We start from the raw sequence: 26,420 nt of genomic DNA, 5'->3' as shown, positions 1-26,420 counted from the left end.
GAATCATCGACTAAAAGCTCTCTTTAAAATAGTGGGTATTTGTGCTGCCAATCTCCGCCCAGGAGGAGTTAAAAATTGACTAATAGGTGGCTTAGACCAGAAATTTACAGAGATATTTAGCTGGTGATTTGAATTTTCTAGTGAGTATACTTGATGCCACCAAAAAGCAGGAATAAATAAAATTTCACCAAGTTCAACAATACACTCAAAATATTTGGCTTTTTGGAAATTGGGAAATTTATCCAAATCTGGGTTCTCAATATTTATTTGGCTCATGTGGGGGATTTTTGAGCCAGCCGGAAAAGGATATAATGAAGATGTTTGTTGCGGGTCAAACAACAGAAAACGCTTGCGATCGCTAACTTGAATAAATAAGTTATCCATTGCGTCATAATGCAATGGAGATGTGTTACCGCCAGAACCAATCCAAATTGTTGGATCGACAAATAACTTTTTATCAAAATATTCTGGAAACTTAATATCTTTCAAGAGTTCGGGAAATTCTGTAGGGATTGACTGTTGTTGAAGATAGTAGAATTTATCAAATTTATTTTTTGAACTCAGGATGTTGATAAAGTCATTAAATTGCATTTTCTGTCTCAAATTAGCAAATCCATTTTCCAGATTGCCTGTAAAAATACTATTTTGAGAAACACTTATCTCAACCTCTTTATCACTAAATAAGCTAGTTAGATAATTTGCAGTCCATAAAGAGAGAGCATTCCAATCATTAATAGCATCAGTGATGATGACGGGTCTTCTAGGAGAGAGAAAATTCCTTTGGAATTCTTCTCTTGTCGGTTGTTCAACCCGTTCAATGTGCCTCACTGTGGTTAAATCATGTTTACTCATCAAAAAATTCCTATTTGTAGATTTTTTCAGATCATCCCACACCTAAAAGGGGATGGGATTTCACATTAACAGTTAACGGCGGCCGGGCGGCTATCCCGAACACTTATGTTGAGCGCAGTCGAAACACCCCAAAAAGCAAGTGTGCTTCCCGCCGCCTTGGTGAATAACATGAAATTTACTGTTGTCCTTGATTTAAAAACATGACAATTCAGCCTTTTTTCAATCCTTTTTACGTTTTTCTTGGAGAAGTTTAGCCTTTTCTTCTGGTGTCATTTGTTTGAGACGTAAAAACGCTTTCGCTATTTTTTCAGTGCGTCCCACTTGAGGCTCTCGCGCTAATAAAAGTTGTGCCATTTTTTCAATTCTTCGCGTATCAAAAAGTTCTCGTAGTTCTAAATCAATCAAAAATACTTTTCTAATGCGAGCATGAACTTGAGCGGCTAATAAAGAATGTCCGCCCAGTTGGAAAAAGTCATCCATAATTCCCACCTTATCGACTTGCAGAATTTCTTGCCAAATATAGGTTAATGCTTCTTCGATCGCATTTGTCGGCGCTGTATAATCAACTTGATGATCAAACTGATTTGGTAAGGGTAGAGCAAGGCGATCAACTTTATTATTAGGTGTTAGAGGCATCGCATCTAGAAACACCCAAGAGTCAGGCAGCATATAATCGGGTAGTTTTGCCAACGTATATGATTGCAAAGTTTCGAGAGGGGGTTTTTCAGCTTCAGATTTGACAACTAGATATGCAACAAGCTTTTTACCTGCTACAGTATCGTCAATAGCTTGGACAATAGCTTGTGCGATCGCAGGATGAGTTTCTAAAACGGTTTCAATTTCCCCTAGTTCGATACGGAAACCACGGATTTTAACCTGGTAATCGATGCGTCCCAAAAATTCAATTTCACCATTGGGTAGCCAACGCGCCAAATCACCAGTCCGATACAATCGCTCACCGGGATTTGTGGCTAAGGGATTGGGAACAAATCTTTCCGCCGTCAAATCTGGTCTTTGGCGATAACCTCGTGCTAATCCTGCTCCCCCAATCAACAACTCACCTACAACCCCTTCTGGAACAGGATTACCAGCATTATCCCAAATATAAATTGATGTGTTGGCAATTCCACTACCTATGGAATGTGCATCCTGTTGCAGCTTAATTTCTTTGACGGTAGACCAAATTGTGGTTTCCGTCGGCCCGTAAACATTCCACAGATTCACCTGAGAGTTGAGAAGAGAGGCGGCTAAATCAACTGGCAAAGCTTCTCCACCGCAGAGGATGCGAAAACTATCATTTGGTTGCCAACCAGCAGCCAAGAGCAATCTCCAGGTAGTTGGAGTGGCTTGCATCACCGTGGCTTGGGATGTTTGCATTAGTTGAGCTAACTTAAATCCATCTCTGGTAGTTTCCTTGTCAGCTAGGACTAATTTTGCACCGCTAATTAATGGTAAGAAAAGTTCTAGTCCAGCAATATCAAAAGAAATTGTAGTTACTGCAACTAGGGTATCAGCAGCAGTCAGTCGCAGTTTTTCTTGGAAACTGAGGAGGAAATTCACCAAAGATTCATGCTGAATTTGTACTCCTTTAGGTCGTCCAGTGGAACCGGATGTATAGATAACGTAAGCTAAGTGATTGTTACCAGCAACCGCAGGTGGTGCGGTATCTGGTTGGGTCGAAACCGAATCTAGTAACAGAACTTTTGCTGATGATGCTGGAAGCGCTGACACAAGTTGATCTTCGGTGATGATTACAGCCGCCACGCTATCTGCAAGCATCCACTCCAGGCGATCGCGCGGGAAGGTAGGATCTAGTGGTACATAGGCCGCGCCTGCTTTCATAATTCCTAACAATGCTATTAGCAAACCTGCATGACGTTCTAAACAAACCGCCACTAAGGTTTCTCGCGTCACACCAAGTTGCAGTAGTGCGTGAGCAACTTGGTTAGATTTGCATTCTAAAGCTGCGTAGGTTAGGGAGGGGAAAATAGCGATCGCATCGGGAGTTTGAGCGGCTTGCTGACTGAATAATTCATGTATTGGAGTATTGGAGTAATGGGTAATGGGTAATGGGTAATTTACCTTACCTAATTCCGCTTTCGATAACAAACCAATTTCACCAATGAATTGCGGTTTTTCGGTAACAAAACTGGTCAATATCTGGGTTAGATGATGTAATATATCTCCTCGTGTTTTTGCACTCCCAATCTGCTGCCCAAAAGCGATTTTCAGCGTCAAATCATCTCCTGGTAAGGCATATAGACTGATGGGGTAATGGTTTTTCTCCAAAGATTCAACAGAATGGATCGCCAGTTCTCCGGGATTTTGACGCAGGCTTTCTTCCACTGGGTAATTTTCGTAAACCACAATGGATTCGAACAACGGTTCTCCTCTGGGAATGTCACTCCATCCTTGAATATCTACTAAACGAGTGAAGGAATATTGATTAATTGCCGAGATGCGATCGCGCAATTCTATTAACCACGGTTTCAAGGGTGTGGCTGCATCTAATTTCAGACGCAAGGGTAAGGTGTTAATAAATAGACCCACCATCTCTGCAAAACCCGATAATTCGGTAGTACGTCCCGACACAGTGACACCAAAAACCACATCTTCAGAACCACTATATCGGCTCAAAAGAATGCCCCAAGCCGCTTGCACTAAAGTATTTAAAGTTACTTGATTCTTTTGAGCAAAGGCTTTCAGTTGGGTGTAAATCTCCTTGGAGATAGTAGTTTGTAAGGTTTGGTAATCATCATAAGAGTGTTTTTTAATGCCAAAAGTAGTTGCTTCCTGGAAACCGCTTAATTCTTTGCGCCAGAAAGATTCTGCCAAACCAGATTCTTGTTTGTGCAACCAAGCAATAAAATCTCGGTAGATGGGTGGTTGTGGTAAATTTGGGCGTTCTGTTTTAGCTTGGTAAAATGCGATCGCATCCCGGAAAACTAGCGGTAATGACCAACCATCCAAAAGGAGATGATGGTGAGTCCAGAGAAATTGCCATTTCTGTTCTTGGGTTCTCACTAACGTCATCCGCATCAGTGGGGCCCTTTCTGTTGAAAAGCTTTGGTGGCGGTCTGTTGTTAACAGAATTGACCATTTCATTGCTACTTCATTAATATCGCATCCGCGCCAGTCTTCGTAGACAAAGGGCAAATTGACTCGGCGGTGAATGCGTTGCAACGGTCGGGGTAAATCGCGCCAGACAAAGGAAGCGCGTAAACTAGGATGGCGGTTAATACAAGATTCCCAAGCTTTTTTAAAAGTTTCTACGTCTAGAAAACCCTTAATTTCACCACTCACCTGTTGCAGATAAATATCTTTTTCTGATTCATAATTTGCATGGAAAAGTATTCCTTCCTGAACAGGGGATAGAGGATAAATATCTTCCACATCAGTAGTTCGCACCAAAGCAATAACCAGTTGTTCTGAATTAAGGTTAGCGAGGGGAAAATCAGCAGATGTTAAACTGTATTCTTGATGGCGGCTAGTTGCTAACAAAGTCTGTAAATGTTTAGAAAAACTATCTGCTAAACGGCGAATCGTTTCTTCTCGATGTAAAGCTTTGCTAAAACCAAACCGCATTTGGAGTTTGCCATTAGCAATTAAACTAGTAATTTCTAGTTGAAAAGCCCGCCTATTTTGTGGGTGTCGAGATAGTCCGGCATCTTCGTTCGCTGGGGTAAAGGGTGCTGCTTGGGAAAGGTTTTCATCAAATTGCCCCAAATAGTTAAACAGGATGCCTTGGGGAATTGGCGGTAAGATAGATGCGAATTCTGATTTTTGAGAGAGGATACCGTAAGCAAAGCCATTATTTGGCAAGTTCCGCAACTGTTCTTTGACGCTTTCTAAATTGCTGAATTGGCTCTTTTGAGATTTCTCTAATTTGCAGGGGAAAAGAGATGTAAACCATCCCACAGCATCAGAGACATCAATGGCAGTAAAATCGCTTTCTCGTCCGTGACTTTCTAGGGCAATTAATATTTTTGATTCATTTGTCCATTCTGTCACCACTTCTAAAAGAACTGCCAGCAAAACTTCCTGAATCCTGACTTTGTGAGTGCGTGGTAGTTCATAAAGGAGACTATCAGTTTCATCTTCGCTGAAATTGCATTCTATTTGAGTGGCAGAAATTTCTGTGTTCTCTGCTATGCCATCAGGAAAATCAAGGGGTAATTCTGAATTAGCAACTTGTTGGGTTTTCCAGAAAGCTACTTCGTCTTGCCAATCAGAATTTTCAGTTAGGGTGTGTAAATGTTGAGTCCACTGTGGGAAACCGACACTATGAGCAGATAAGGAAATTTCCTGTTCCTTTTGTAAAGCATCACAAGCGATCGCTAAATCTTGCAAAATGACGCGCCACGAAATACCATCAACGATGAGGTGATGGATAATTAGCAGTAACTTATCGGATTTATTCTCATCAGTATGGAAGTAGACGGCGCGAAAGAGAGGCCCAGTGGCTAAATTAAGTTGTGCTTGAAATTGACTGGCAACTTTTTGTAATTCTGTTTGAGAAATAGCAGTCAGGTTAACAATATCAAAATTTAAAACATGACTATCATCATCTAACCATTGTATCCACCCAGCTTCGGTTTGGCGGAATCGCAGGCGAAAAGCTGGGTGACTTGCGGCAATACGACTTAATGCAGTTTGAAAATGTGACTCATTAAATCCCGGTTTGACATCCAATAAAACCGTCTGATTCCAGTATTCAGGATGTTCTAAGGATTGCTGGAAAAACCATTGCTGAATAGGAGTTAGTGCTACTTCACTACCTACAGGAATTGATAAAGCATTGGGTAATTTTGCTGTTGTTTTAATATGAGGTGTAAGTGCTGCAACTTGGGGATTTTTAAACAAATCTTGTGGCGTGAAATAAAGTCCAGCATCCCGTGCTTTAGCAATAATTTGCAGGGCAAGAATCGAATCTCCTCCCAGCTCAAAGAAGTCATCTTTAATTCCCACACGGGATACTTGTAATACTTGCTGCCAAAGTTTAGTTAAAATCTCTTCAGTTTTGGTTTGTGGGGCGATATATTCCTCACGGGCTATGATATTCTCTTCATCAGGAGCGGGTAAAGCGTTAAGGTTAATTTTTCCATTAGGCAGTAACGGCCAAGCATCAAGACTGACAAACACCGAAGGAATCATATAATCAGGGAGCAGGGCAGATAATTGCGATCGCAAAACTGTTTGCCAGGATGTTGGTGGTGTTTTCAGTTCCAGATAAGCAACTAGTCGATTGGGTTTACCAGGAGTAGCAATAGCTTTGGTTACAGCCTGAACTACCCAAGCTTGTTTTTCTAAAGCTGCCACAATCTCGCCAGTTTCGATGCGGAAACCTCGAATTTTGACTTGTTGATCTGCACGTCCTAGAAACTCAATCCTACCATCAGGTAAATACCGGGCGCGATCGCCTGTGCGGTACATCCGACTGCCTGCATTTTCAACAAAAGGATCGGGTAAAAAGCTCGCGGCGGTCATGCTTGGGGCATTCCAGTAACCACGGGCTAATTGGGAGCCAGCCACAAATAATTCACCCGGTGTACCAATAGGCACAGGTTGCAGATGAGAATTTAGGATATATAAACGAGTGTTGCTGACTGGTTTGCCAATAGGAATTACCTCGGTAATTTCCTTTTCTCCACAACAATGAAAAGCAACATCAATAGTTGTTTCCGCGGGGCCATAAAGATTCACCAATTTAGATGCAACTTCTCTAAACTCATCCCACACCCGTCTTTTCAGCGCTTCACCACCGCTAAAAACTAAACGCAGACATGAACATTCAGAAAATCCCGGTTCACCAAGGAGCATTTCTAAAAGACTCGGTACCAATTGCAGCAAAGTCACATTTTCTTGCTGAATAGTTTTGACTAGATACGCCGGATCTTTATGACCTCCCGGCTTCGCCATCACGAGTTTAGCCCCCACCATCAAAGGTGTCCAGAATTCCCACACCGAAGCATCAAAGCTAAATGGTGTCTTTTGCAAGACTACATCCTCACAATTCACCCCAAAAGTCTCTAAAAACCAAGCCTGATGCTGGGCCAAAGCCCGATGGGAAATCGCAATACCTTTCGGTCGTCCAGTAGAACCAGATGTAAATATGATATAGGCGATATTGTCAGCCAAAACCTGAATTTCTAAATCTTCAACAGATTGAACTGCAATTTCTTCTCTATAAATATCAACACAGATAACTTGACAAAAATCATCCAAAAAATTTGTTTTACTCTCGTTACTCTGCGGTTCGTTTTTCCCATTCCACATTTCTAAATTAGAACGAGACAGCAGCAAACTAACATTAGCATCCTCCAACATCGACTGAATACGCATAGCCGGATAATCAGGGTCAATTGGCACATAGCAACCACCTGCCTTCAGAACCGCCAACATAGCGCAAACCATGTCTAAAGAACGTTCCAAACAAATACCCACAGGCTGTTCTACACTAATACCAAACTCACCCAAAAATCGCGCCAACTGATTGGCTTTTTGATTCAATTGGGCATAAGTCCAACTTTCTCCCTCACAAATAACAGCGATAGAATCAGGATTTTCTGCTGCTTGTTGGGCGAAAATTTCATGTATTGGGGATTGAAAATTGGGGATTGAAAATTGGGGATTTTGAATTGAACTATTTATACTTAATTCACGATGAGCCTGTGGATTTGCAATTAGCAACTCTAAACTTATTTGGCAATAGTTAGCAACATTCTTGATTTGCTCATCATCAAATTGTTGACGATCATAGGTGATATTAAACGAAAGAAGTCCTGCACCTACTTCCTCACTCCAACTGACAGCAAAAGGAATATTTGTTTCATCCAAAGACTCCGCCTGGATTAATTCTACTTCCCGCCAATTGAGCAGTCCTTGATAAACGTGGAAATGAACGAAATTAAAGGAACTTTCATATAAAGGTTGATTCCCATTTAACCTTTGCAATTCTGCCAAAGGAAACCGACGATTTGGCATTAACTCTTGTTCAGCCCGCCAAGTTTCTGCAATCAAATCAACCCAAGAACCTCTTGGTAAAGACAAGCGTAATGGCAATGTATTTAAGAATAGTCCTAAAACGCGATCGCTATCAGTTTCTGTCGGTCTACCACTGCTCACCAATCCAGTAACCACTTCTGTGTCGCCAGAGTAAAAACCAAGAACTTGGAGATGAACTGCTAGTAATAACGTTTTTAGAGGAACACCCAATTGCTTAGATAAAGCTTTTAAATTATGGGAAATTGTTTCTGATAAAGTGAGATCAAATTTCCCCATTTTTGTTTCCGGGAGAACGACACCCGGCCACCTTGGTAGTCTAGTGAAGGAAATTTCCGCCAGTTTATTTTGCCAAAACTCTCGCTGATTACTATCAACCAAAGCTTGTTTTTCTAAGGTAATAAACCTAGAGTATTTCAAAGCTGGTGGAGTTGGTGGCGCAGGTACACCCCAATCAAGTAGATATAGATATAAGCCTGTTAATTCTGATAAAAAGTTAGCTAAACTCCATCCATCCATGATGGCATGATGCAAAGTAAAAGATGCTTGCATCACATTATCATCGAGTAGATGAATATGAAAACGCATTAATGGCGCACTCTTGTAATCGAAGCGATTTTCCCGTTCGTTGGCAATAAATGTTTTTACATAATCATCTTGTGCAGAGGGCGATAAATTAGTTAAATCCTCAAAAACAACTTTAGGAGTTACTTCTTTAACAACTGCCTGAATCGGTTGGCTAAATTCAGCTAAATAAAATGCCGTCCGTAATATTTGATGTCTGGCAAACATTTGGGTATAAGCTGTTTCCCAAACTTTGAGATCAAAAGGTATACGAATTCGGAAGCTGAAAACATCATGGTAAGTTGTAGAACTTTGTGAATATTCACCATGAAAGAGCATTCCTGCTTGCAGTTGTGCTAAAGGATAAGCATCCTCAGCCCAATTTTGGAGCTTTTCTTTATCTACAAGTGAAATTAAAGCGAAGGGTTTTTCATCAATCTTATCGCTGTCTACTACTTCTGATTTTGCCAACAATGTGGCTAAATCCAACAGCACAGGATGGGCAAAAATTTGCTCTAATTTTAAGTTCAATCCTTGAGTTTGTGCGAGCGAAACAACGCGAATACTGCGGATAGAATCGCCACCCAAAACAAAATAATTATCAAATCGTCCGATGCGATTTATACCTAAAACTTGTTGCCAAATGTCAGCTAAAATTTCCTCGATGGGTGTAGCGGGAGGAACAAAGGCAACTTCAAGATTTTCCCGTTTAATTTCTGGTGCGGGTAGCGCTTTGCGATCAATTTTACCGTTGACTGTCAGTGGTAATTGTTCCAAATAAACAATCTGCGACGGTATCATATAATCTGGCAAATGCTGCTGCAAATAATTTCGCAGTGTTTCGATGGTTGGTTGCTTTCCAGGAGTACAAACTACATAAGCAATTAAGCGTTGTTGATTGCTTTCCAGACTTTTCATGGATTCTGGAAAACCTTTCTCCTGCAAGGAGAGAGGCTTTGAATTCTCCCCCTTCCCTACAAGGGAAGGGGGCTGGGGGGTTAGGTTTCGCGTTAGCTTTTCCACATAACCTGAATTGTCAAGATTGCTTTGGGCTTCAGAATGAACTAGAACAATAGTTTCCTGCACCTCAGGGAACTGGGAAATAACGGCTTCGATTTCGCCAATTTCAATGCGGAAACCGCGAATTTTCACTTGATAATCTATGCGTCCCTGATATTCCAAATCGCCGTTAGGGAGAAAACGCGCTAAATCACCAGTGCGATACAAGCGCGATAGTGAATCTACTGTAAAAGCATCTTCTACAAAGCGTTCTGCGGTTAATTCTGGTCGATTAAGATAACCACGCGCCACTCCAGCCCCCCCAACATAAATTTCACCAATCACTCCAGTTGGTAGGGGATTACCATCAGAATCCAGGATATGGAGACGTAAATCGGGGATTGGTTGACCAATTAAGCTACCAGATGAGTCGTCTATATCTTTTTTGCTAATTACTCTATAGGTGACGTGGACTGTTGTCTCTGTAATCCCGTACATATTCACCAAACGCGTCTGATTTTCTCCATGACGTTCAAACCAGGGACGCAAACTTGGTAAATTCAGGGCTTCGCCGCCAAAAATGATGTACCGTAGGGGCGAGACAATCTCTCTCACACTCGATTCTGCTGCTAGTAATTGAACAAAAGCAGAGGGAGTTTGATTCAGGACAGTAACTTCCTCATTGTGAAGCAGCTGAAGGAAGCTTTGGGGGTTACGGCTGACACAATAAGGAACGATTACCAGTCGCCCGCCATAAAGCAAAGCTCCCCAAATCTCCCAAACGGAAAAATCGAAGGCGAAGGAATGGAAGAATGTCCAAACATCCTGCTCGTTGAATTCAAACCATTGCTGGGTGCTGCGGAATAGTCGGGTAACGTTGTGCTGGGTGACTAACACGCCTTTGGGTTTCCCTGTCGAACCAGATGTGTAGATAATGTAAGCCCCTGAGTTAGGGTCAAGAGTATCTTCTATCAAAGGTTCATTGCTTTCAGTTAAATAGGGCGCATCTTCCCCATCGAGACAAATTTTGAGTGGGGATTCTGGAAGTTGGGGACTGATGGTAGTTGTGGTGAGAATTAATTCCGCTTCACAGTCAGAAATGGTAAACTCGATGCGATCGCGAGGATAAGTCGGATCAACAGGAACATAAACACCCCCTGCCTTAACTACACTCAACATAGCTATAATCAGTTCTGGAGAGCGCTCCAGACAAATCACCACGCGTTTATCTGCACCAATACCTTGCTTTTGGAGATATTGAGCAAGATGGTGAGAACGGCGGTCTAGTTCTTCATAGGTAAAGCTTTCATTCTCAAATGTCAAAGCAATGCGGTCTGGATATTTGCTTAGAGTTTCTGCAAACATTTCCCTGATGGTAATTGGTGATTCGTAATTGGTAATTAGCCTGTTATTAATTACCGATTCCTTATGACCAATTAGCGACAAAGACTGCAAAGGTGCTTGAGCATTATTTGCCATGTTAAACAATAGATGGCAGAATTGCTCTAGCAATAATTCCATAGCCACCGCATCAAAGCGACTCGCATTGTAACTCAATTTGAGTGAGAGTCCATCCCCCGGAACAACCACTAAAGTCAAGGGATAATGGGTAGTTTCAAAGAAAGACGACTCAGGAACATTCAACCCAAAATCTGCTGTTTTTAACGATTTATCAACCGGAAAATTTTCAAAAGCCAGCAAAGTTTCAAATAGTGGTTGTCCTCGTGGAACATCACTCCATCCTTGAATATCTGATAGGCTGGAATGTTCAAACTGACGCATTAAAGCTGTGCGTGCTTGCAGGTTTTGCAACCAAGAATCAAGGGTTTTTTCGCCAGATATTAAGACGCGAAACGGCAAAGTGTTAATAAAAGGGCCAATCATCCCTTCTACTTCTGGTAGTTCTGGGGGTCGTCCCGCTACTGTAATTCCATAAACTATGTCTGTATTGCGGCTATAACGGTTAAGTAATATCGCCCAAGCCCCCTGAATCACAGTGTTGAGGGTGACGCTACAATTACGGGCTAATTTATGCAATAAATCAGTATTTTCGGGCGATAATTGATGTTTTATTTCTCCACTTTCAAAAGCACTACTTAGCTTTGCTTTGGACAAGATTAATAAGGGAGTAGCACTTTCAAAGCCACTCATATATTCACGCCAAAATGATTCACCTTCTTGGGGATTTTTCTGTTTTAACCAAGCAATAAAATCACCGTAAGGGCGTACAGTTGGTAGGGAAATTTCTACATTTTCTTTAGCTGCTTTGTGTAACATCAAGAATTCACGTAGTAGTATCGGCCAAGACCAACCATCCAAAATTAGATGGTGGTGACTCCAAACTAAATCCCAGCAGTCTTCGCCTAGACGAATTAAGGTTACCCGCATCAAAGGCGGACGATTAAGAATAAATCCCTGTCGTCTATCTGATTCGAGAAATTCTCTCAGGCGGGTTTTTTGGGCGGAGTTACTTAAACCACGCCAATCTTTTTCTGCTATCTTAAATACGAGATTGCGGAAAACAACTTGTACGGGTTCAGTTTGCCCTTTGGTAATAATCGCAGTCCGTAAAATTGGATGGCGGTCAACTAAAGTTTGCCATGCTTGGCGGACTGCAATTACAGAAACATTTCCTTCTAAACGGCAATGAAATTGCTCAAAGTAAATGCCAGATTCTGGTTCGTATAGGGAATGAAATAATAATCCTTTTTGTAAGGGTGTGAGGGGAAAAATATCTTCAATTTTATCTTTTAGGTTCATAATTATAATAATCCTGTTTTAATAAAAAAATAATACTTCACTGAACTGGATTGTTTTTTATGTAGATGCGGAGCGGTTATTCTAAATCTTCTAAAATTGAATCTAGTTCATTTTCCGATAAATCAACTAAGTGAAAGTCGGTAGCACTATAAAATGAGGAATTGGTGGATGTTGAATCTGTTAAGTATAAGCGGAGGTTATTCAGATAAGTTTCTGCAAGGTTATTGATAGTCTGTCGATGATGAATCTGCTGGCTGTAAGACCAGTCTACTTGCAAGCATTCATTTTGGATGCGAGCATTAATTGCTAATAAGTGGGGACGTTCTTGTTCAGCAAATAATCCTGTTCCTGTAGGAGCATTGCTGATATTGAATAGGTTATTGCTTTTTGACACGTTGTCAGTTGGCCCTAAATAATTGAAACTAATGCCAGTTGGTTGTACAGTGTCTAGCATTTCCTGTAAAGCTTGATTTTGGCTGATGTAACGCAGCAACCCGAAGCTGATACCATGATGGGGAATTCCTCGTAATTGAGTTTTAATTTCTTTAAGCAACACATCCTGATCTGCATTTTTGATCGGTTGTTTCAGAATAATTGGATAAAGAGATGTAAACCAGCCAACTGTTCTGGAAAGATCCAATCCACTAGCTAGTTCTTCTCGTCCATGTCCTTCTAAATCGATTAGCCAACTATCCGATTTGTAAGTGTCGGTTAGCGTTTTTAGTAATGCAGCTAGCATGATTTCTTGCACGCCAGCATGATAGGTGGCGGTTGCTTGTTTGAGAAGAGTATTTGTTTCTTTTGGGGAAAGTTGGCAAGATATTATGGCTGTACTATCTACTGTGTTGCTTCCAGGGATGGCTGGATAATCAACAGGTAATGGAGTGACAGGAGTAGAGAGAATATTTTGCCAAAATGGAATGTCTTTAATGAATTCATTTGAGTCAGCCAGAATTTGCAAAGATGTAGTCCACTCTCGATAAGAGGATGTTTTCGGAAGTAAGAAAATAGGCTGGTTATCTATAGCTTGTTGGTAGGCTTGGTTTAAATCTTCCAGCAGAATCCGCCAGGATACCCCGTCTAGAATTAAATGATGTCCGAAGAGCAACAGAACGTTTCCATATTCGGTGATATTTGTGGCATATAACACTCGTAACAACGGCGGGCGGTCTAATTGGAAACTCCCGTGTTCTGCTTCCACGATCGCAGTTAAAGTATTTTGCTGTATTTGGGGCGGATAGTTGCTAAAGTCTTCGAGCCGCAACGGGGGACTTTCAGCCAGCCCAGAGTAAGATTGCTCCCATTGTCCTTGATGTTCAGAGAATTTTAATCGCAAAACATCATGGTGAGCAACCAAAGCATTTAATGCGATCGCTAATGCATCGATTTTCAATGGTTCCTTAATATTCAAAGCGATCGCTTGGTTCCAATGATGTTGATGAGTCCAATTTTTAGCAAAAAACCAATGCTGGATGGGTGACAGAGCAACAGTACCAGTTAACGGTTCATCAGGGCGGCGCGACTCACCGGGTGTTAATGGTTTGGCTCTCGCCGCTAGTCGGGACAGGGTTTGAGCTTCAAATATGTCTTTGGGGCTAATCTCCCAGCCAGCAGCACGGGTGCGAGAAACGATTTGCAAGCTAATGATCGAGTCTCCCCCCAACCCGAAGAAATTATCATCGGGATTAACGGTTTCTAACCCCAACACTTCTGTCCAGATTTGGGCTAATATCTCCTCTGTTTGAGTTTTGGGTATGGTTGGGGTTGTTGGTATTTCGGGTGCAGGAAGGGCTTGACGATCAATTTTGCCGTTGGGGGTGAGGGGCCATTGTGTGACTAACACCACAGCACTGGGAATCATATAAGCTGGTAAAACCTCTGCTAAATAATCCCGTAATTCGTTGGTAGTCGGTGGGTTTTCCTTGGGTGTGAGAGCATAAGCTACTATCCGCTTGCGTCCTGGGAGGTCTTGGCGCAGGATTACCACTGCACTGTCTACTGTGGCGTATCTGGTTAAAGCAGCTTCAATTTCCCCTAATTCAATCCGATAACCGTTAAATTTTACCTGAGCATCTTGCCGACCCATAAAGCGAATGTTTCCTTGCAAGTCGTAAACGCCGCGATCGCCTGTTTTGTAAAGTCTAGCTCCCGGTGTTTTGGCTAAGGGATGGGGTATAAATGCCTCTGCTGTTAAGCTGGGGCGATGTAAGTAGCCTCGTGCTAAACTGATTCCCCCAATATAGATTTCTCCAGTTACACCCAAAGCCACTGGTTCTAAAAAGGAGTCTAGGAGGTAAATTTCGACATTAGCGATCGCTTTCCCAATGCTGGGTTCACCGAGTAAATGGGAACAATTCATCAAGCTGGCGCAGACTGTTGCTTCTGTGGGGCCATAGGCGTTAAAACAGGCGCGTTTCTCTCCACCCCAGCGCCGGAGTAAATCTCCAGAAGCCGCTTCCCCAGCCACAATCAAGGTTTGCAATTGCGGTAAATTTGCAGGTTCAATGGCGGCTAGCAGTGACGGGGGAAGAGTGACATGAGTAATTTGCCAATTGGTTAACGCTTCCCAAAGAGCAGAACTAGGAGAACGATTTGCCTTTTCTTGCAGATATAGAGTTGCGCCGCTACCCAAAGCCATAAAAATCTCAGAAATTGCAGCATCAAAATTCAGAGAAGCAAATTGATAAACGCGACTCTCGGCTGTGACACCGAAACTCGCAGTTTGATTACATACCAGATTTTGAATCCCTGCATGAGACACTAAAACGCCTTTCGGTTTACCTGTGGAACCAGAGGTGTAAATAATGTAGGCGAGATTTTCTGGTCTAACTTTTAAATTAGGACGATTAGAAACATGAGGTATTGATTTTTCCCCCTCATCTCCAATAATTATCAATTTAATATCACTTGGAAATAATCCTGGTGGCGGGGCTTCTTTTGTAAGAATCAGACGAGTTTGGCTATCTTCTACAATGAATTGCAGCCGCGTTTCGGGATAACTGCGATCCAGAGGGAGAAAAGCCGCCCCCGCTTTCAACACGGCCAGCAGGGCAATAATAAAGTCTAGGTCAGGGTGAAAATATAAACCGACAATTGATTCATAGCCAATGTTGGTTGAGATTAAGGTAGCGGCTAATTGATTGGCACGTTTTTCTAATTCACCATAGGTAATTGCATCATCGCCACAAACTAACGCCACAGCATTAGGATGTAAATCTGCCCAGTCTTCAAACAACTGATGAGCCGTGCGGAAATTTCCCCAAGCAATAGCATTAGCATTCCCTTCATTGCTCATCCGCTCTTGTGCTGATAAAGCCTGGATTTTACCTAACACAAAATCCGGGTTTTCAGCCAGATTGATCATTATATTTCGCAGGCGTGACAGCAGAATTTCCGCGGCTGTTGCAGACAGGATTTTTGTTTGGTAATTCAGCTTTAACAGCAATCCATCATCTGGAATTACACCGACTGTCAAGGGGTAATTAGTTCGTTCATAAAACTGGATATTATCAACTCGGAAATTTTGTCCCTGTTCTTTTAAACTTTGGTCAACGGGGTAATTTTCAAAGACTAAAATACTTTCAAATAATGATTCTCCCGCCGCCAGCGCAATTCCTTTTTGGATATCCGTCAGCTTGCTATATTCATATTCTCGCATCTGCACATGATGCTGTTGAATATTTTCTAACCAAGCGGCGACGGTTACTGTTGGATTGAGGCGAATTCGCATTGGTAAGGTGTTGATAAATAACCCCACCATATTTTCGACTTCTGCAAGTTCCGGCGGTCGTCCAGAAACGGTTACACCGAATAGTACATCTTCTCCCGCGCCATGTTTTTGTAAACAAAGTCCCCAAGCACCTTGAGCTAGAGTATTCAATGTTAATCGATGGTTTTTTGCCATCTTTTGTAATTTGGCAAATTCTGCTTGATTTAGGCGTAATTCTACTTCCGCATAGGCAGATAAATTAGTTACTAATTCCTCTTCTGGTAGTTGCCAAGATAGGCGAGTGGATGTATTAATACCATCCAGCGTTTCCTGCCAAAATTGCTTGGCTTCTTCCCGATTTCGAGTTGCTAGCCACTGAATATAATTGCGATAAGGTGGAACGGGAGGTAGGGAATGGGGAACTCGTTGACAGGTTGATTGATAAATAGCGAGAACTTCTTTAAATATTAATGGTAGTGACCAGCCATCAAGGATGATATGGTGATGACTCCAAACCCATTGCCAGGTAAAATTATCTAACTGAATGACGCTAAACCGCATCAATGGGCATCTATCCAATAAAAATCCATTTTGACGATCTTCTATCAGATATTGCTGAAGTTTATCCTCTTGCTGTGCAGGTGATAAATCGCGCCAGTCTTGTTGTAAAATGGAAAATTGGATAAATTTACTAACAATTTGCAGAGGCGAATCTGGATTGTCCCAAACAAAGGCACTACGTAAAATTGGATGTCTATCTACAACGGCTTGCCAAGCAAAATTAAAATTTTCAACATCGAATTTACCAATGATTTTGCCTGTTACTTGTTCAAAGTAAATTCCCTCTTCTGGGTTATATATACTGTGAAATAGCATCCCTTCCTGCAAAGGAGATAGGAGATAAATATCTTCTAACTTGGAATATTTGTTTTGCAGAATGTCTATATAAGATTGGGGAATCCTAACTAAAGGAAAATCTGATGGTGTATATCCACCTATACCTATTTCTCTACAATGGTTAAGGATATCTAGCAGATTTTGTTGAAACTCACCAGCCCATTTAACAATTGTTTCTTGGTTATGCAAGCTGGAACTATACAACCAATCAACGCGCAATTCTCCTTCAACGACAATACTGTTAATATCAATGATGTGGGGGCGCAAACCTTCTGGATTTCGTGTTACTTCTATCTCTTCATTTAGTAAGTGAAACAACGTATTTTTGCCACTTTCGCTTCGCACTTGACCAAGATAATTAAAGCTAATGGGTGCTGGGAAAGCTTCAGCAAAACTATTAGCTGTTTCGTTATTGAGATACCTTAAAAGACCATAACCAAACCCTCGCTGGGGAATGGAACGCAGTTGTTCTTTGACGGTTTTAATTATATCTGTCTCTAAATTACTGGCTGGCAATTCTAAACGCAGAGGATAAAGAGTAGTAAACCAGCCAAGGGTGCGAGTAATATCTAAATCTGAGGATAATTCTTCTCTACCATGCCCTTCCATGAGAATTTGCAATGTTTGCCCTTGGGTAATATTCCTCAAAGTTTTACCTAAAGCGGCGATTAATAATTCTTGGGGTTGGGTGCGGTAAGCTTTATTGGCTTTAGTAAGAAATATCTGAGTTTGTTCTTTGGTTAATTTCAAGGAAACTGTTTTAACAGATGACTCTAAGTTGTCTGTCAAAGAGTTGGCGAAATCTAGAGGTAATTTCGCAGTTTCTCCTTTGATAGTATCTAGCCAAAACTGTGTTTCTGCTTGGATATCTGTTGAGTTGGCAAAGGTGTGGAGAAATTGACTCCACTGTTGGAAAGATGTTGGAGGTGATGAAATTTGGATATCACTAATTGCTTCTACTAAATCCTGAAGTAAAATCCGCCAAGAAACACCATCAACAATCAAGTGATGAATAACTATTAAGAGTCGAGATGGGCGATTTTCTCCCAAATTAAACCAAACAGCACGAGCCAGGGGGCCGTTAGTTAAATTAAGCGATCGCTGTACTCGTTCCCCAACTTCCCGCATGGTAATATTTTGTTCAGACTCTGTTTCTAGAGCTAAATCAACTATTTCCCAAGAAAAGGCGGCTTCGTTTTCTGTATAAAACTGTCGCCAAACTCCTTTTTCTTCTTGAAACCGTAATCGCAAACTATCGTGATGTGAAGAAATAACTTGAATCGCGGCTGCAACTGTTGTCGCTTCTAAGGATTGATGGACTTCCAAAAGTATGGCTTGATTCCAATGGTGAGGATTGGGAAGATTGAGGTTAAAAAACCATTTTTGGATGGGACTGAGGGGAACTTCACCTGCAACGATCGCAGTTGGTAGTGCTGGCGTTCGCATCATTTGCGCTACAATAGCCAATCGCTGGACTGTTTGTTCCTGAAATATTTCTTTTGGCGTTAATATCCACCCTTGGCGGCGCATTTCGGTGACGACTCGCAACGCCAAGATGGAATCACCACCTAAATCGAAAAAATTATCCTCAATCCCTATAGAATCTAAACCTAAAACTTGCTCCCAAACGTGACAAATTACCTTTTGAGCATCAGTTTGTGGTGGTATTAAACTGCGTCTAACAGTAGCTTGATTCCAATTTGGTGCAGGTAATGCTTTGCGGTTAATTTTACCTTGGGCGGTCAAGGGCATAGCATCCAACAACATAAAGGCCGCCGGAATTATATAATCGGGTAAACGCTCTTTTAGGGCTGTCCGCAACTGATTTTGATCGGTTTGACCATTCGGTACAATATAGGCCACCAAACGCTGATCTTTTTCAGCTTCTGAGTGGACAATAACTACCGCTTCTGTTACTTGTGGAAGTACGGCTAAAGCGGCTTCAACTTCCCCTAATTCAATGCGAAAACCGCGTACTTTCACTTGCAAATCGCAGCGTCCCAGATATTCAATATCGCCATTGGGCAAACGTCGGCCCAAATCCCCTGTACGATAGAGTCTAGCTCCCGGTTTTTGGCTGTATGGATCGGGAATAAACCTTTCTGCTGTCAATGTTGTGCGGTTGAGATATCCTCTAGATACACCCATCCCACCCACATAGATTTCTCCTGGGACACCAAAGGGTGAGGGTTCTAAGACATCATCTAGTATATAGAGAGATAAGTCTGGGATGGGTACACCAATGACGCTACCGCGATTTTGTAAAATATCCTCTTCTAGAATGGGACGATAAGTAACGTGAACGGTGGTTTCTGTAATCCCATACATATTAATCAAACGTGGATTGCGAACGCCATAGCGTTCTATCCACGGCTTGAGGCTTTGTAATTCTAATGCTTCCCCACCGAAAATAATTGCTCGTAAAGCGAGTGTGTCTGCAAATTCTCTATCAGCTCGAATAAGTTGGCGAAAAGCGGAAGGAGTTTGATTGAGGATGGTAACGCCTTCTTGTTGTAAAAGGGTGCGAAAGGCTTCGGGAGAACGACTTTCTAAATAAGGAACTACAACTAGTTTGCCACCATATACCAAGGCTCCCCAAATTTCCCAAACGGAAAAATCAAAAGCGAAGGAGTGAAACAGTGTCCATACGTCATTTTCATTAAAGTCAAACCACACTGCTGTATTTTGCATGAGTCTGACAACGTTGTTGTGAGTTACTACACAACCTTTTGGCTCTCCTGTGGAACCGCTGGTATAAATAATGTAGGCTGCTTGATTAGGGATAATTTGGGAAGCAAAGTTTACATTTGGTGAGAATTCTATCTTGTCAATCACCAATAATTCGGTTCCCACCACCGGAATTGCAGATACCAAAGCTTCTGCTGTTAACAACAAAATAATACCACTATCTTCCGCAATAAAACGTAGGCGATCGCTCGGATATTGAGGGTCTAGCGGTACATAAGTACCACCTGCTTTGAGGACTGCAAGTAAGGAAATTACTAACTCTGCACTCCGTTCTAGAAAAATGCCTACTCGTGTTTCGGTAGTTACTCCTTTTTGTTGTAAAACAGCAGCTAGTTGGTTGGAGCGTTGGTCTAATTCTTGATACGTTAATTTTTTGTCTGATGCAATCAGAGCAATTCTATCGCTATGAGTGTGGGCGCTTTTAATAAAAAGTTCAACTAAATCTGTTGGCTCGAATTTTGTATATTCTGATGTATAACCTAAGGCTAAAAGTTCCTGTCGTTCGCTGGTTGTTAACAGCGGTAAAGCGTTAATGCTAAGATCAGGGGTATTAACGGCAGCGATTAATATTTGTTGATAATGAGTTAGTATCCGCTGGGCTGTTTCGGGTGTGAACAAGTCGGTATTATATTCCAGTGCTACTAGCCATCCCTCAGCAGCAGGTTCTAACATCAAACTGAGGTCGAATTTAGCGCCACCATTATCTATATAGATAGGTGTAACAGTGATTCCTGGTAATTGAATTTCGCCGATGGGTGCATTTTGCAGGGCGAAAAGGGTTTGAAAAATGGGTGAACGACTAGGGTCGCGCTTAATTTTCAGCTTCTCTATCAGGAGTTCTAAGGGGACATCTTGATGAGTGTAAGCTTCAACGCAGGTTTGGGATATTCGGCGCAGAAATTGGCAAAATGAAGGTTGTCCAGAAAGATCGCCGCGTAGGGGTAAAGTATTAACAAAACAACCAATGAGGTGATCAATTTCACTACGTTTGCGATTAGCGATCGCACTACCGACTATAATATCGGTTTGACCAGAATAACGAAATAGTAAAACTTGATAAGCTGCCAATGCTACCATAAAAAAGGTAGCACCTTCTGATTTCGCTAATGCCTCTAAAGAAGCAGTGAGAGATGCTGACAGAGGTTCGCGCAACACTGCGCCATTAAAAGTTTGTGATGCTGGACGTAATTTATCTAGAGGTAAATCAAGCACCGGCAAAGGTGATTTTAGTGCTTGTTCCCAGTAAGATAATTGTTGTTGGATTGACTCTGCTTGCAGCCAATTTTGTTGCCATTCAGCATAATCACCGTATTGAATTGGTAATGCTGGCAAAGAAACTTGTGAACCTTGAACAGCAGCACTATAAAATTCGGTCAGTTCCTTAACAAATATTCCTAAAGACCAGCCATCACTGATAATATGATGCAGGTTCACTAAGAGAATATGCTCTTGTGCTGATATTTGATACAAAATCGCTCTCATCAATGGCCCTTTGACGAGGTTGAAAGGGCGACGCGATTCTGCTTCTAAAATTATTTTGAGATTTTCTGCTTGTTTATCTAAAAGTGATTCTATTATTTTATATTCGAGATCAAATTCCTGTTCTGGATGAATTAATTGAACAGGTTCCCCATTTTCTAGAGCAAACGTTGTTCGGAGAATTTCATGACGGTTGATAATTTTACGGAAAGAATCTTCCAGCGATACTCGTTCAAGATTACCCAATAAACGCAAGGCGATCGGAATATTATATGCAATGTTACCAGAAGAGACTATTTCCTGATACCAAAGTTGCCTTTGAGAGAGAGATAGAGGCAATACATAAACTTCCATAAATCAAATTCGTTTGTGAAGAACAGAATTGATATTAATAATTAGCGGAGGTTTCACTTTGGGATAAAATCTTTAACCAATACTCTTCATCAACAGTTTGGTTGAGTTCTAATGGCTCGGTTAAAGTTGACTCTGGTCGATTAAAGTCGATAAGTAAGACGATTCTAGTTTTATCAGATTTATTCCAGGCTTCATGCTCAAATGTATCGTCAAAAATTAAACACTTACCTTCTTGCCAACTTCTAGTTTCACTGTCTACCCGAATCGCACATTCATCGGGCACGACTAAGCCCAAATGACAGCGTAAAACAGCTTTAGTTGCGCCAAAATGAGGGCCGATATAGGTTCCTGGAGCTAAAGAAGAAAACCCCGCCGTTGTCATCCCTGGTATCATCTCAACCAACTTAGTTGTCTCAGGGCACAATCGGCAATTTTCCCCAATTCTATTGCTAAAAGCATATAGTCCAAAAACTTCCCATCCCTGGTTATAAATATTTTTTTCTGGCCAATCAATAAAGTTTTTCGGCTGGAGTTGCTCTAATTCTTTTCGGATTAGTAGCCAGTTGGCTTCTAAATCTGCGATAAATGCAAACTGATTTGATTCAAAAAACATTTTGCAGTGTCTTGTTCCTTGATTTTATTTGTTTATATTTTTATAGACTTCTTGGAAAAATACTCAAAAAGCTGGAATGTTTATGTAGAGCGTGAAGTTAAACCCAGATTGGTGCAAAATGTTAAATTATCTTGCGATTTTCTTTGTTAACTTATATCTGGCTCCGAATACCATTTCTGATTTTTGGACTTTTGCAAGACGTCTAATGACATTTCAGTTGCTCATCATACCATGTTCTGTAAAATACTATGCAGTTAAAAAATGTTAAAGCAATAGTGACCGGGGCTGCCAGTGGAATCGGACGTTGCATTACTCTAGAGTTGGCTCGTGCTGGTGCTCAAGTGGTTGGGGGTGATTTGGATGTAGATGGGCTGAAAGCCTTGGAGGCAGAAGGTATTGGTTTACCAGGAAATATCTACGGATTACAGCTTGATGTAGCGAATGAATCAATTGTTAAAGAATTCATTCTTCTCGCTTTTGAAAAGATTGGAGATGCTAATACCTTAGTTAATAATGCGGGTATCCTGCGTGATGGGTTACTAGTTACACGCGACGAAGAGGGGTGGTTACGTAAACTGCCGACGGCACAATGGAAGCGGGTAATTGATGTGAATTTGACCGGTGCTTTTTTCATGTCGCGGGAATTTGCAGCTATAGCGATTGAGAAAAATATTTCCCCAGCTTTAATAGTAAATATCTCTTCTGTAACTAGGTCAGGCAATCCTGGTCAGTCAAATTATAGTGCTTCCAAGGCAGGACTAGATGCAGACACAAGGACATGGGCTTTAGAATTGGCATCCTTCGGATTTAGGGTAGCCGGCATAGCACCTGGATTGACGAATACCCCAATCCTCAGTCGGGTATCTCCAGAAGCCTTAGCAGAGATGACTGCCAAAATACCTATCGGTCGCATAGCTGAACCTTATGAAATCTGGCAGGCGATGCGTTTTATTATTGAATGTGATTACTTTACTGGTAGCGTCATAGAAGTGGATGGCGGTGCCCGATTTTAACCTTTTCCTGTGGAAATAAGTAATTCGGTTGAACAAATTGAATTACTCACCATCAGGTCGGTGTAGGTAGTTCACGTCACGGATAAAATAAAAGCGTTAAACAAGAATCTCTTTACCTGAAAGCTAGGGAATATCGAAATCTAAAAAAATTACATGAATGCTGAAGACTTCTTAAACCAAGGATTAAACTACAATTTGCAAGGGGATTATCAAGAAGCGATCGCAGCTTACACCCAAGCAATCAAGCTCAATCCTAACTATGGCGAAGCATACCATAATCGAGGGATTATTCTAAGTGGTCAACTCAAAGATTATCGTGGTGCGATCGCAGATTTTAATTGCGCTATAGAAATCAATCCCAATTTTGCCAGAGCCTACTGTCATCGAGGTAATGCACGTTACTTTTTAGCCGATTATCAAGGAGCGATCGCTGATCATAACCAAGCATTACAAATCGATCTCAATCTGGCCGAATCTTACCACAGTCGGGGTAATGCTTACTTTGCCTTAGAAGATTACGACAAAGCGATTGCTGATTATATCCACACGATAGAAACTACTACCCAATTAGCTAATAATATCAATATTGATATTGCTAATGCTTATCATAATCGGGGTGTAACTCGTTTTGAACAAGGTGATCGTCAAGGAGCAATTGCAGATTTCCAGCAAGCTTTACAGTGGCATCCCCATTTTGCCGCAGCTTACAGCAATCGGGGTAATATTCACCATATCTTAGAAAATTATCCCGAAGCGATCGCTGACCACGACCGGGCATTAGAATTAGATCCTAACTTGACGGAGGCTTATCATAATCGAGGTAACGCCCACTATGCTTTAGCAGACTATCAAAATGCGATCGCAGATTACAACCGCGCCCTAGAAATAAACCCCAGTTTTGCCCAGGCATATTACAATCGGGGTCTGGTTCTTGCTCATCTCAAAGAATATCACCGAGCAATTGAGGACTTTAACCAAGCACTAAAGTTGAATCCTGATGATGTGCAAGCCTATTGTGAGCGGGGTCTTGTCCGTAGTACTCTTGAGGATTATGAAGGTGCGATCGCAGATTATGACCAGGCATTACAAGAAAATCCGACTCTAGCTTTAGTATATGGCTTTCGGGCCAATGCTCGTCGGCGACTAGGAGACTATCAAGGTGCAATTGAAGATAGTAATCGCCTATTACAACTCAATCCTAGTTTAGCTGAAGGATATTGCGATCGCGCGGCGGCTCGTCGTTCTTTAGGAGACCATAAAGGAGCAATTAAAGATTACGATCGGGCATTAGAGATTAATGATAATTTGGCCGCAGCTTATTATGGTCGGGGTATTGCCCGTGAAGCCCTGCAAGATTTACAGGGAGCAATTGATGATAATAGCCAAGCAATAGAGCTTGTTCCTGAATTTTCTCAAGCCTATTGCAATCGAGGTAATGCGCGTCGTCTTTTAGGAGATGAACAAGGAGCGATCACAGATTATAATCAAGCTTTGCAAATAAATCCTGATTTAATTGAAGCATATTACAACCGAGGTTCTACCCACTATGCTTTAGAAGAATATGAAAGTGCGATCGCAGATTACACCCAAGCTTTGCAAATAAATCCCCAATCTGCTGCATTTTACAGCGATCGCGCTAATGCTCGCTATGCCTTAGAAGATTATCAAGGGGCAATAGAAGATTACAGTCGAGCGATCGCGATCGACCCCAGCTTTGCTGAAGACTGGTACAATCGGGGCCGTAGCCGTTCTCTGTTGGGAGACTTACAAGGAGCGCTTGCAGACTTAAACCAAGCCTTACAGCATCAGCCAAATTGGGCTTCAGCTTACATCCTTCGGGCAGATGTCTATCAAAATCTGGGAAACTCTCAAGCAGCAATTGCCGATTTCCAAAAATCCGCAGACTTGTATTACCAAGAAGGAAATATCCAGTATTATCAACAAATTATTGAGCTAATTGAACAACTTTGATGAGGGGATTGAGGATTGGGGATTGGGGATTGGAAAAAGATAAGGAAGAAACTTGTTCATTATTTCTCCCTTGTCTCCCTTGTCTCCCTTGTCTCCCTCATCTCCCCAGTCCCCAGTCCCTACTCCTCAAACCGAAAGCGTTCCATAAAGCGGCGGTCAATGCAATCTTTGTAACGCCACAAGAGTTTATGAGGTGGTAAAGTGATCATACCTCGTGTTGCAATTGCTCGTCCGTCTCCCGTACCAATTAAACTCAAATATTGTTGCTGTGGTCTATAGGGTTTGAGCGACTTACCTAATAAAATTAGCTGCAAATTCTCAAATAAAGGCTTACCTTGCCTAACAGCAAACACCCCAGCTTTTGGACGCGGATAATTTACCATTGTGGCAATGTCACCAGCAGCAAATACCTGCGGGTGGGTTTGAGATTGCAACGTGTCCTCTACCAGAATAAAACCTTGCTCATCAGTTCCTAGTCCAGTGAGTTTTAACCACTCAGGTGCTGAAGCTTGTGTTACCCAAAAAATTTTATTACACTCTACAGTCAAACCAGATTCACATTTAATCTCAAATATTTCTTTAGTTTCCTTGTGGTTTATAGGTGCGATATTACACACAGTTTCTCCAAGATGGAGCTTAATACCTCGCTCAGTGAGAATTTGCTGAATTTGATGCCGCACTGATTGATGGTAATTGGGCATCAGTTCTTGTCCACGCTGGAATAAATGAACTTCCAGATTTTGAATTGGTTGTTGAGTTTGACGTAAAATCTGATCTAAATGAGATTGCATCGACAGCGCCAATTCTACACCACCAGCGCCACCACCCACGATCGCAATGCTAATTGGTTCTTGAGGATTTTTACCTACAGCCTCAATTAGTTCATCCCAATGTTCCAATAGCTGCGATACTGGTTTAGCTGCGATCGCATATTCTGCTGCACCTGATACAGACACTGTGGCCGGAGTGCTGCCAATATCAATAGACAGCACATCAAAATCTACCACCAGTCCCTTAGCACAGAGAACTTTGTGATTTTCTAGGTCTAGGGCAACTACTTTGTCAATATACAACTGGGCTTGAGCAAAGTTCGCTAAAGGTCGCAAGTCAATATGACATTCATCGTGGCTGTAAAATCCAGCAATGTGTCCTGGTAACATTCCAGAGTAGGCTGTCTTTTCGGCTGCGGTAATCAACGTCAAACGGACACCGGGTAAAGGCTTTCTCCCAAACATTTTCAGGACAATCGCATGGCTGTGACCGCCACCAATTAGCACTAGGTCTTTAACTATCGGCTGTAAGTTTTGCTGCATTGAATTACTTAATAACAATCCTATTTGAGTTAACTCAACTGTATTGCTTTATCATTAATGGTTTTTCACAAATGATTTATGACTGCTCTATCACTAATTAGGTATCAATCAAAATCATCATGATTAGGGTTAATTGATTGTGAATA

The 26,420-nt window shown here is 41.7% G+C and carries 7 protein-coding genes; 2 read left to right on the top strand and 5 right to left on the bottom strand.

The genetic code is table 11. The features are described 5' to 3' along the window. Positions 1 to 3: 3 nt before the first annotated feature. From H6G92_RS01345 to H6G92_RS01325, 4 genes are all read right to left on the bottom strand, one after another. Complete coding sequence (locus tag H6G92_RS01345; RefSeq protein WP_190889945.1) at positions 4 to 852, bottom strand: cupin-like domain-containing protein; 849 nt, start codon at positions 850 to 852, stop codon at positions 4 to 6. Between the two features lie 219 nt (positions 853 to 1,071). Further along, positions 1,072 to 12,177, bottom strand: coding sequence for a non-ribosomal peptide synthetase (locus H6G92_RS01340; RefSeq protein WP_242059024.1), 11,106 nt, complete (start codon positions 12,175 to 12,177; stop codon positions 1,072 to 1,074). 76 nt (positions 12,178 to 12,253) lie between these two features. Continuing rightward, positions 12,254 to 21,364 carry a non-ribosomal peptide synthetase gene (locus H6G92_RS01330; RefSeq protein ID WP_190889942.1) on the bottom strand — a complete coding sequence of 3,037 codons (9,111 nt, stop codon included), beginning with the start codon at positions 21,362 to 21,364 and terminating at the stop codon, positions 12,254 to 12,256. Positions 21,365 to 21,398: 34 nt separating this feature from the next. Then, on the bottom strand, positions 21,399 to 21,977 hold the full coding sequence (locus H6G92_RS01325) for an aspartyl/asparaginyl beta-hydroxylase domain-containing protein (protein ID WP_190889940.1): 579 nt from the start codon (positions 21,975 to 21,977) through the stop codon (positions 21,399 to 21,401). 248 nt (positions 21,978 to 22,225) lie between these two features. Between H6G92_RS01325 and H6G92_RS01320 the strand changes: the two genes are divergently transcribed. After that, on the top strand, positions 22,226 to 22,990 hold the full coding sequence (locus tag H6G92_RS01320) for an SDR family oxidoreductase (protein WP_190889938.1): 765 nt from the start codon (positions 22,226 to 22,228) through the stop codon (positions 22,988 to 22,990). 153 nt (positions 22,991 to 23,143) lie between these two features. Then, positions 23,144 to 24,961, top strand: coding sequence for a tetratricopeptide repeat protein (locus H6G92_RS01315; protein ID WP_190889936.1), 1,818 nt, complete (start codon positions 23,144 to 23,146; stop codon positions 24,959 to 24,961). Positions 24,962 to 25,080: 119 nt separating this feature from the next. Here H6G92_RS01315 and H6G92_RS01310 read toward each other — a convergent pair whose 3' ends face one another. Further along, positions 25,081 to 26,274, bottom strand: coding sequence for an FAD-dependent oxidoreductase (locus tag H6G92_RS01310; RefSeq protein ID WP_190889933.1), 1,194 nt, complete (start codon positions 26,272 to 26,274; stop codon positions 25,081 to 25,083). Positions 26,275 to 26,420: the final 146 nt, after the last annotated feature.

It is taken from the genome of Nostoc foliaceum FACHB-393, assembly GCF_014698505.1.
In the GTDB taxonomy this organism is placed as follows: domain Bacteria; phylum Cyanobacteriota; class Cyanobacteriia; order Cyanobacteriales; family Nostocaceae; genus Nostoc; species Nostoc foliaceum_A.
This window is presented reverse-complemented; position numbering and strand designations above follow the sequence as displayed.

What these genes read in the sequence shown, in the direction of transcription:
- H6G92_RS01325 (WP_190889940.1), bottom strand. Translation starts at nt 21,977, where the DNA reads ATGTTTTTTGAATCAAATCAGTTTGCATTTATCGCAGATTTAGAAGCC.
- H6G92_RS01340 (WP_242059024.1), bottom strand. Translation starts at nt 12,177, where the DNA reads ATGAACCTAAAAGATAAAATTGAAGATATTTTTCCCCTCACACCCTTA.
- H6G92_RS01330 (WP_190889942.1), bottom strand. Translation starts at nt 21,364, where the DNA reads ATGGAAGTTTATGTATTGCCTCTATCTCTCTCTCAAAGGCAACTTTGG.
- H6G92_RS01345 (WP_190889945.1), bottom strand. Translation starts at nt 852, where the DNA reads ATGAGTAAACATGATTTAACCACAGTGAGGCACATTGAACGGGTTGAA.
- H6G92_RS01315 (WP_190889936.1), top strand. Translation starts at nt 23,144, where the DNA reads ATGAATGCTGAAGACTTCTTAAACCAAGGATTAAACTACAATTTGCAA.
- H6G92_RS01320 (WP_190889938.1), top strand. Translation starts at nt 22,226, where the DNA reads ATGCAGTTAAAAAATGTTAAAGCAATAGTGACCGGGGCTGCCAGTGGA.
- H6G92_RS01310 (WP_190889933.1), bottom strand. Translation starts at nt 26,274, where the DNA reads ATGCAGCAAAACTTACAGCCGATAGTTAAAGACCTAGTGCTAATTGGT.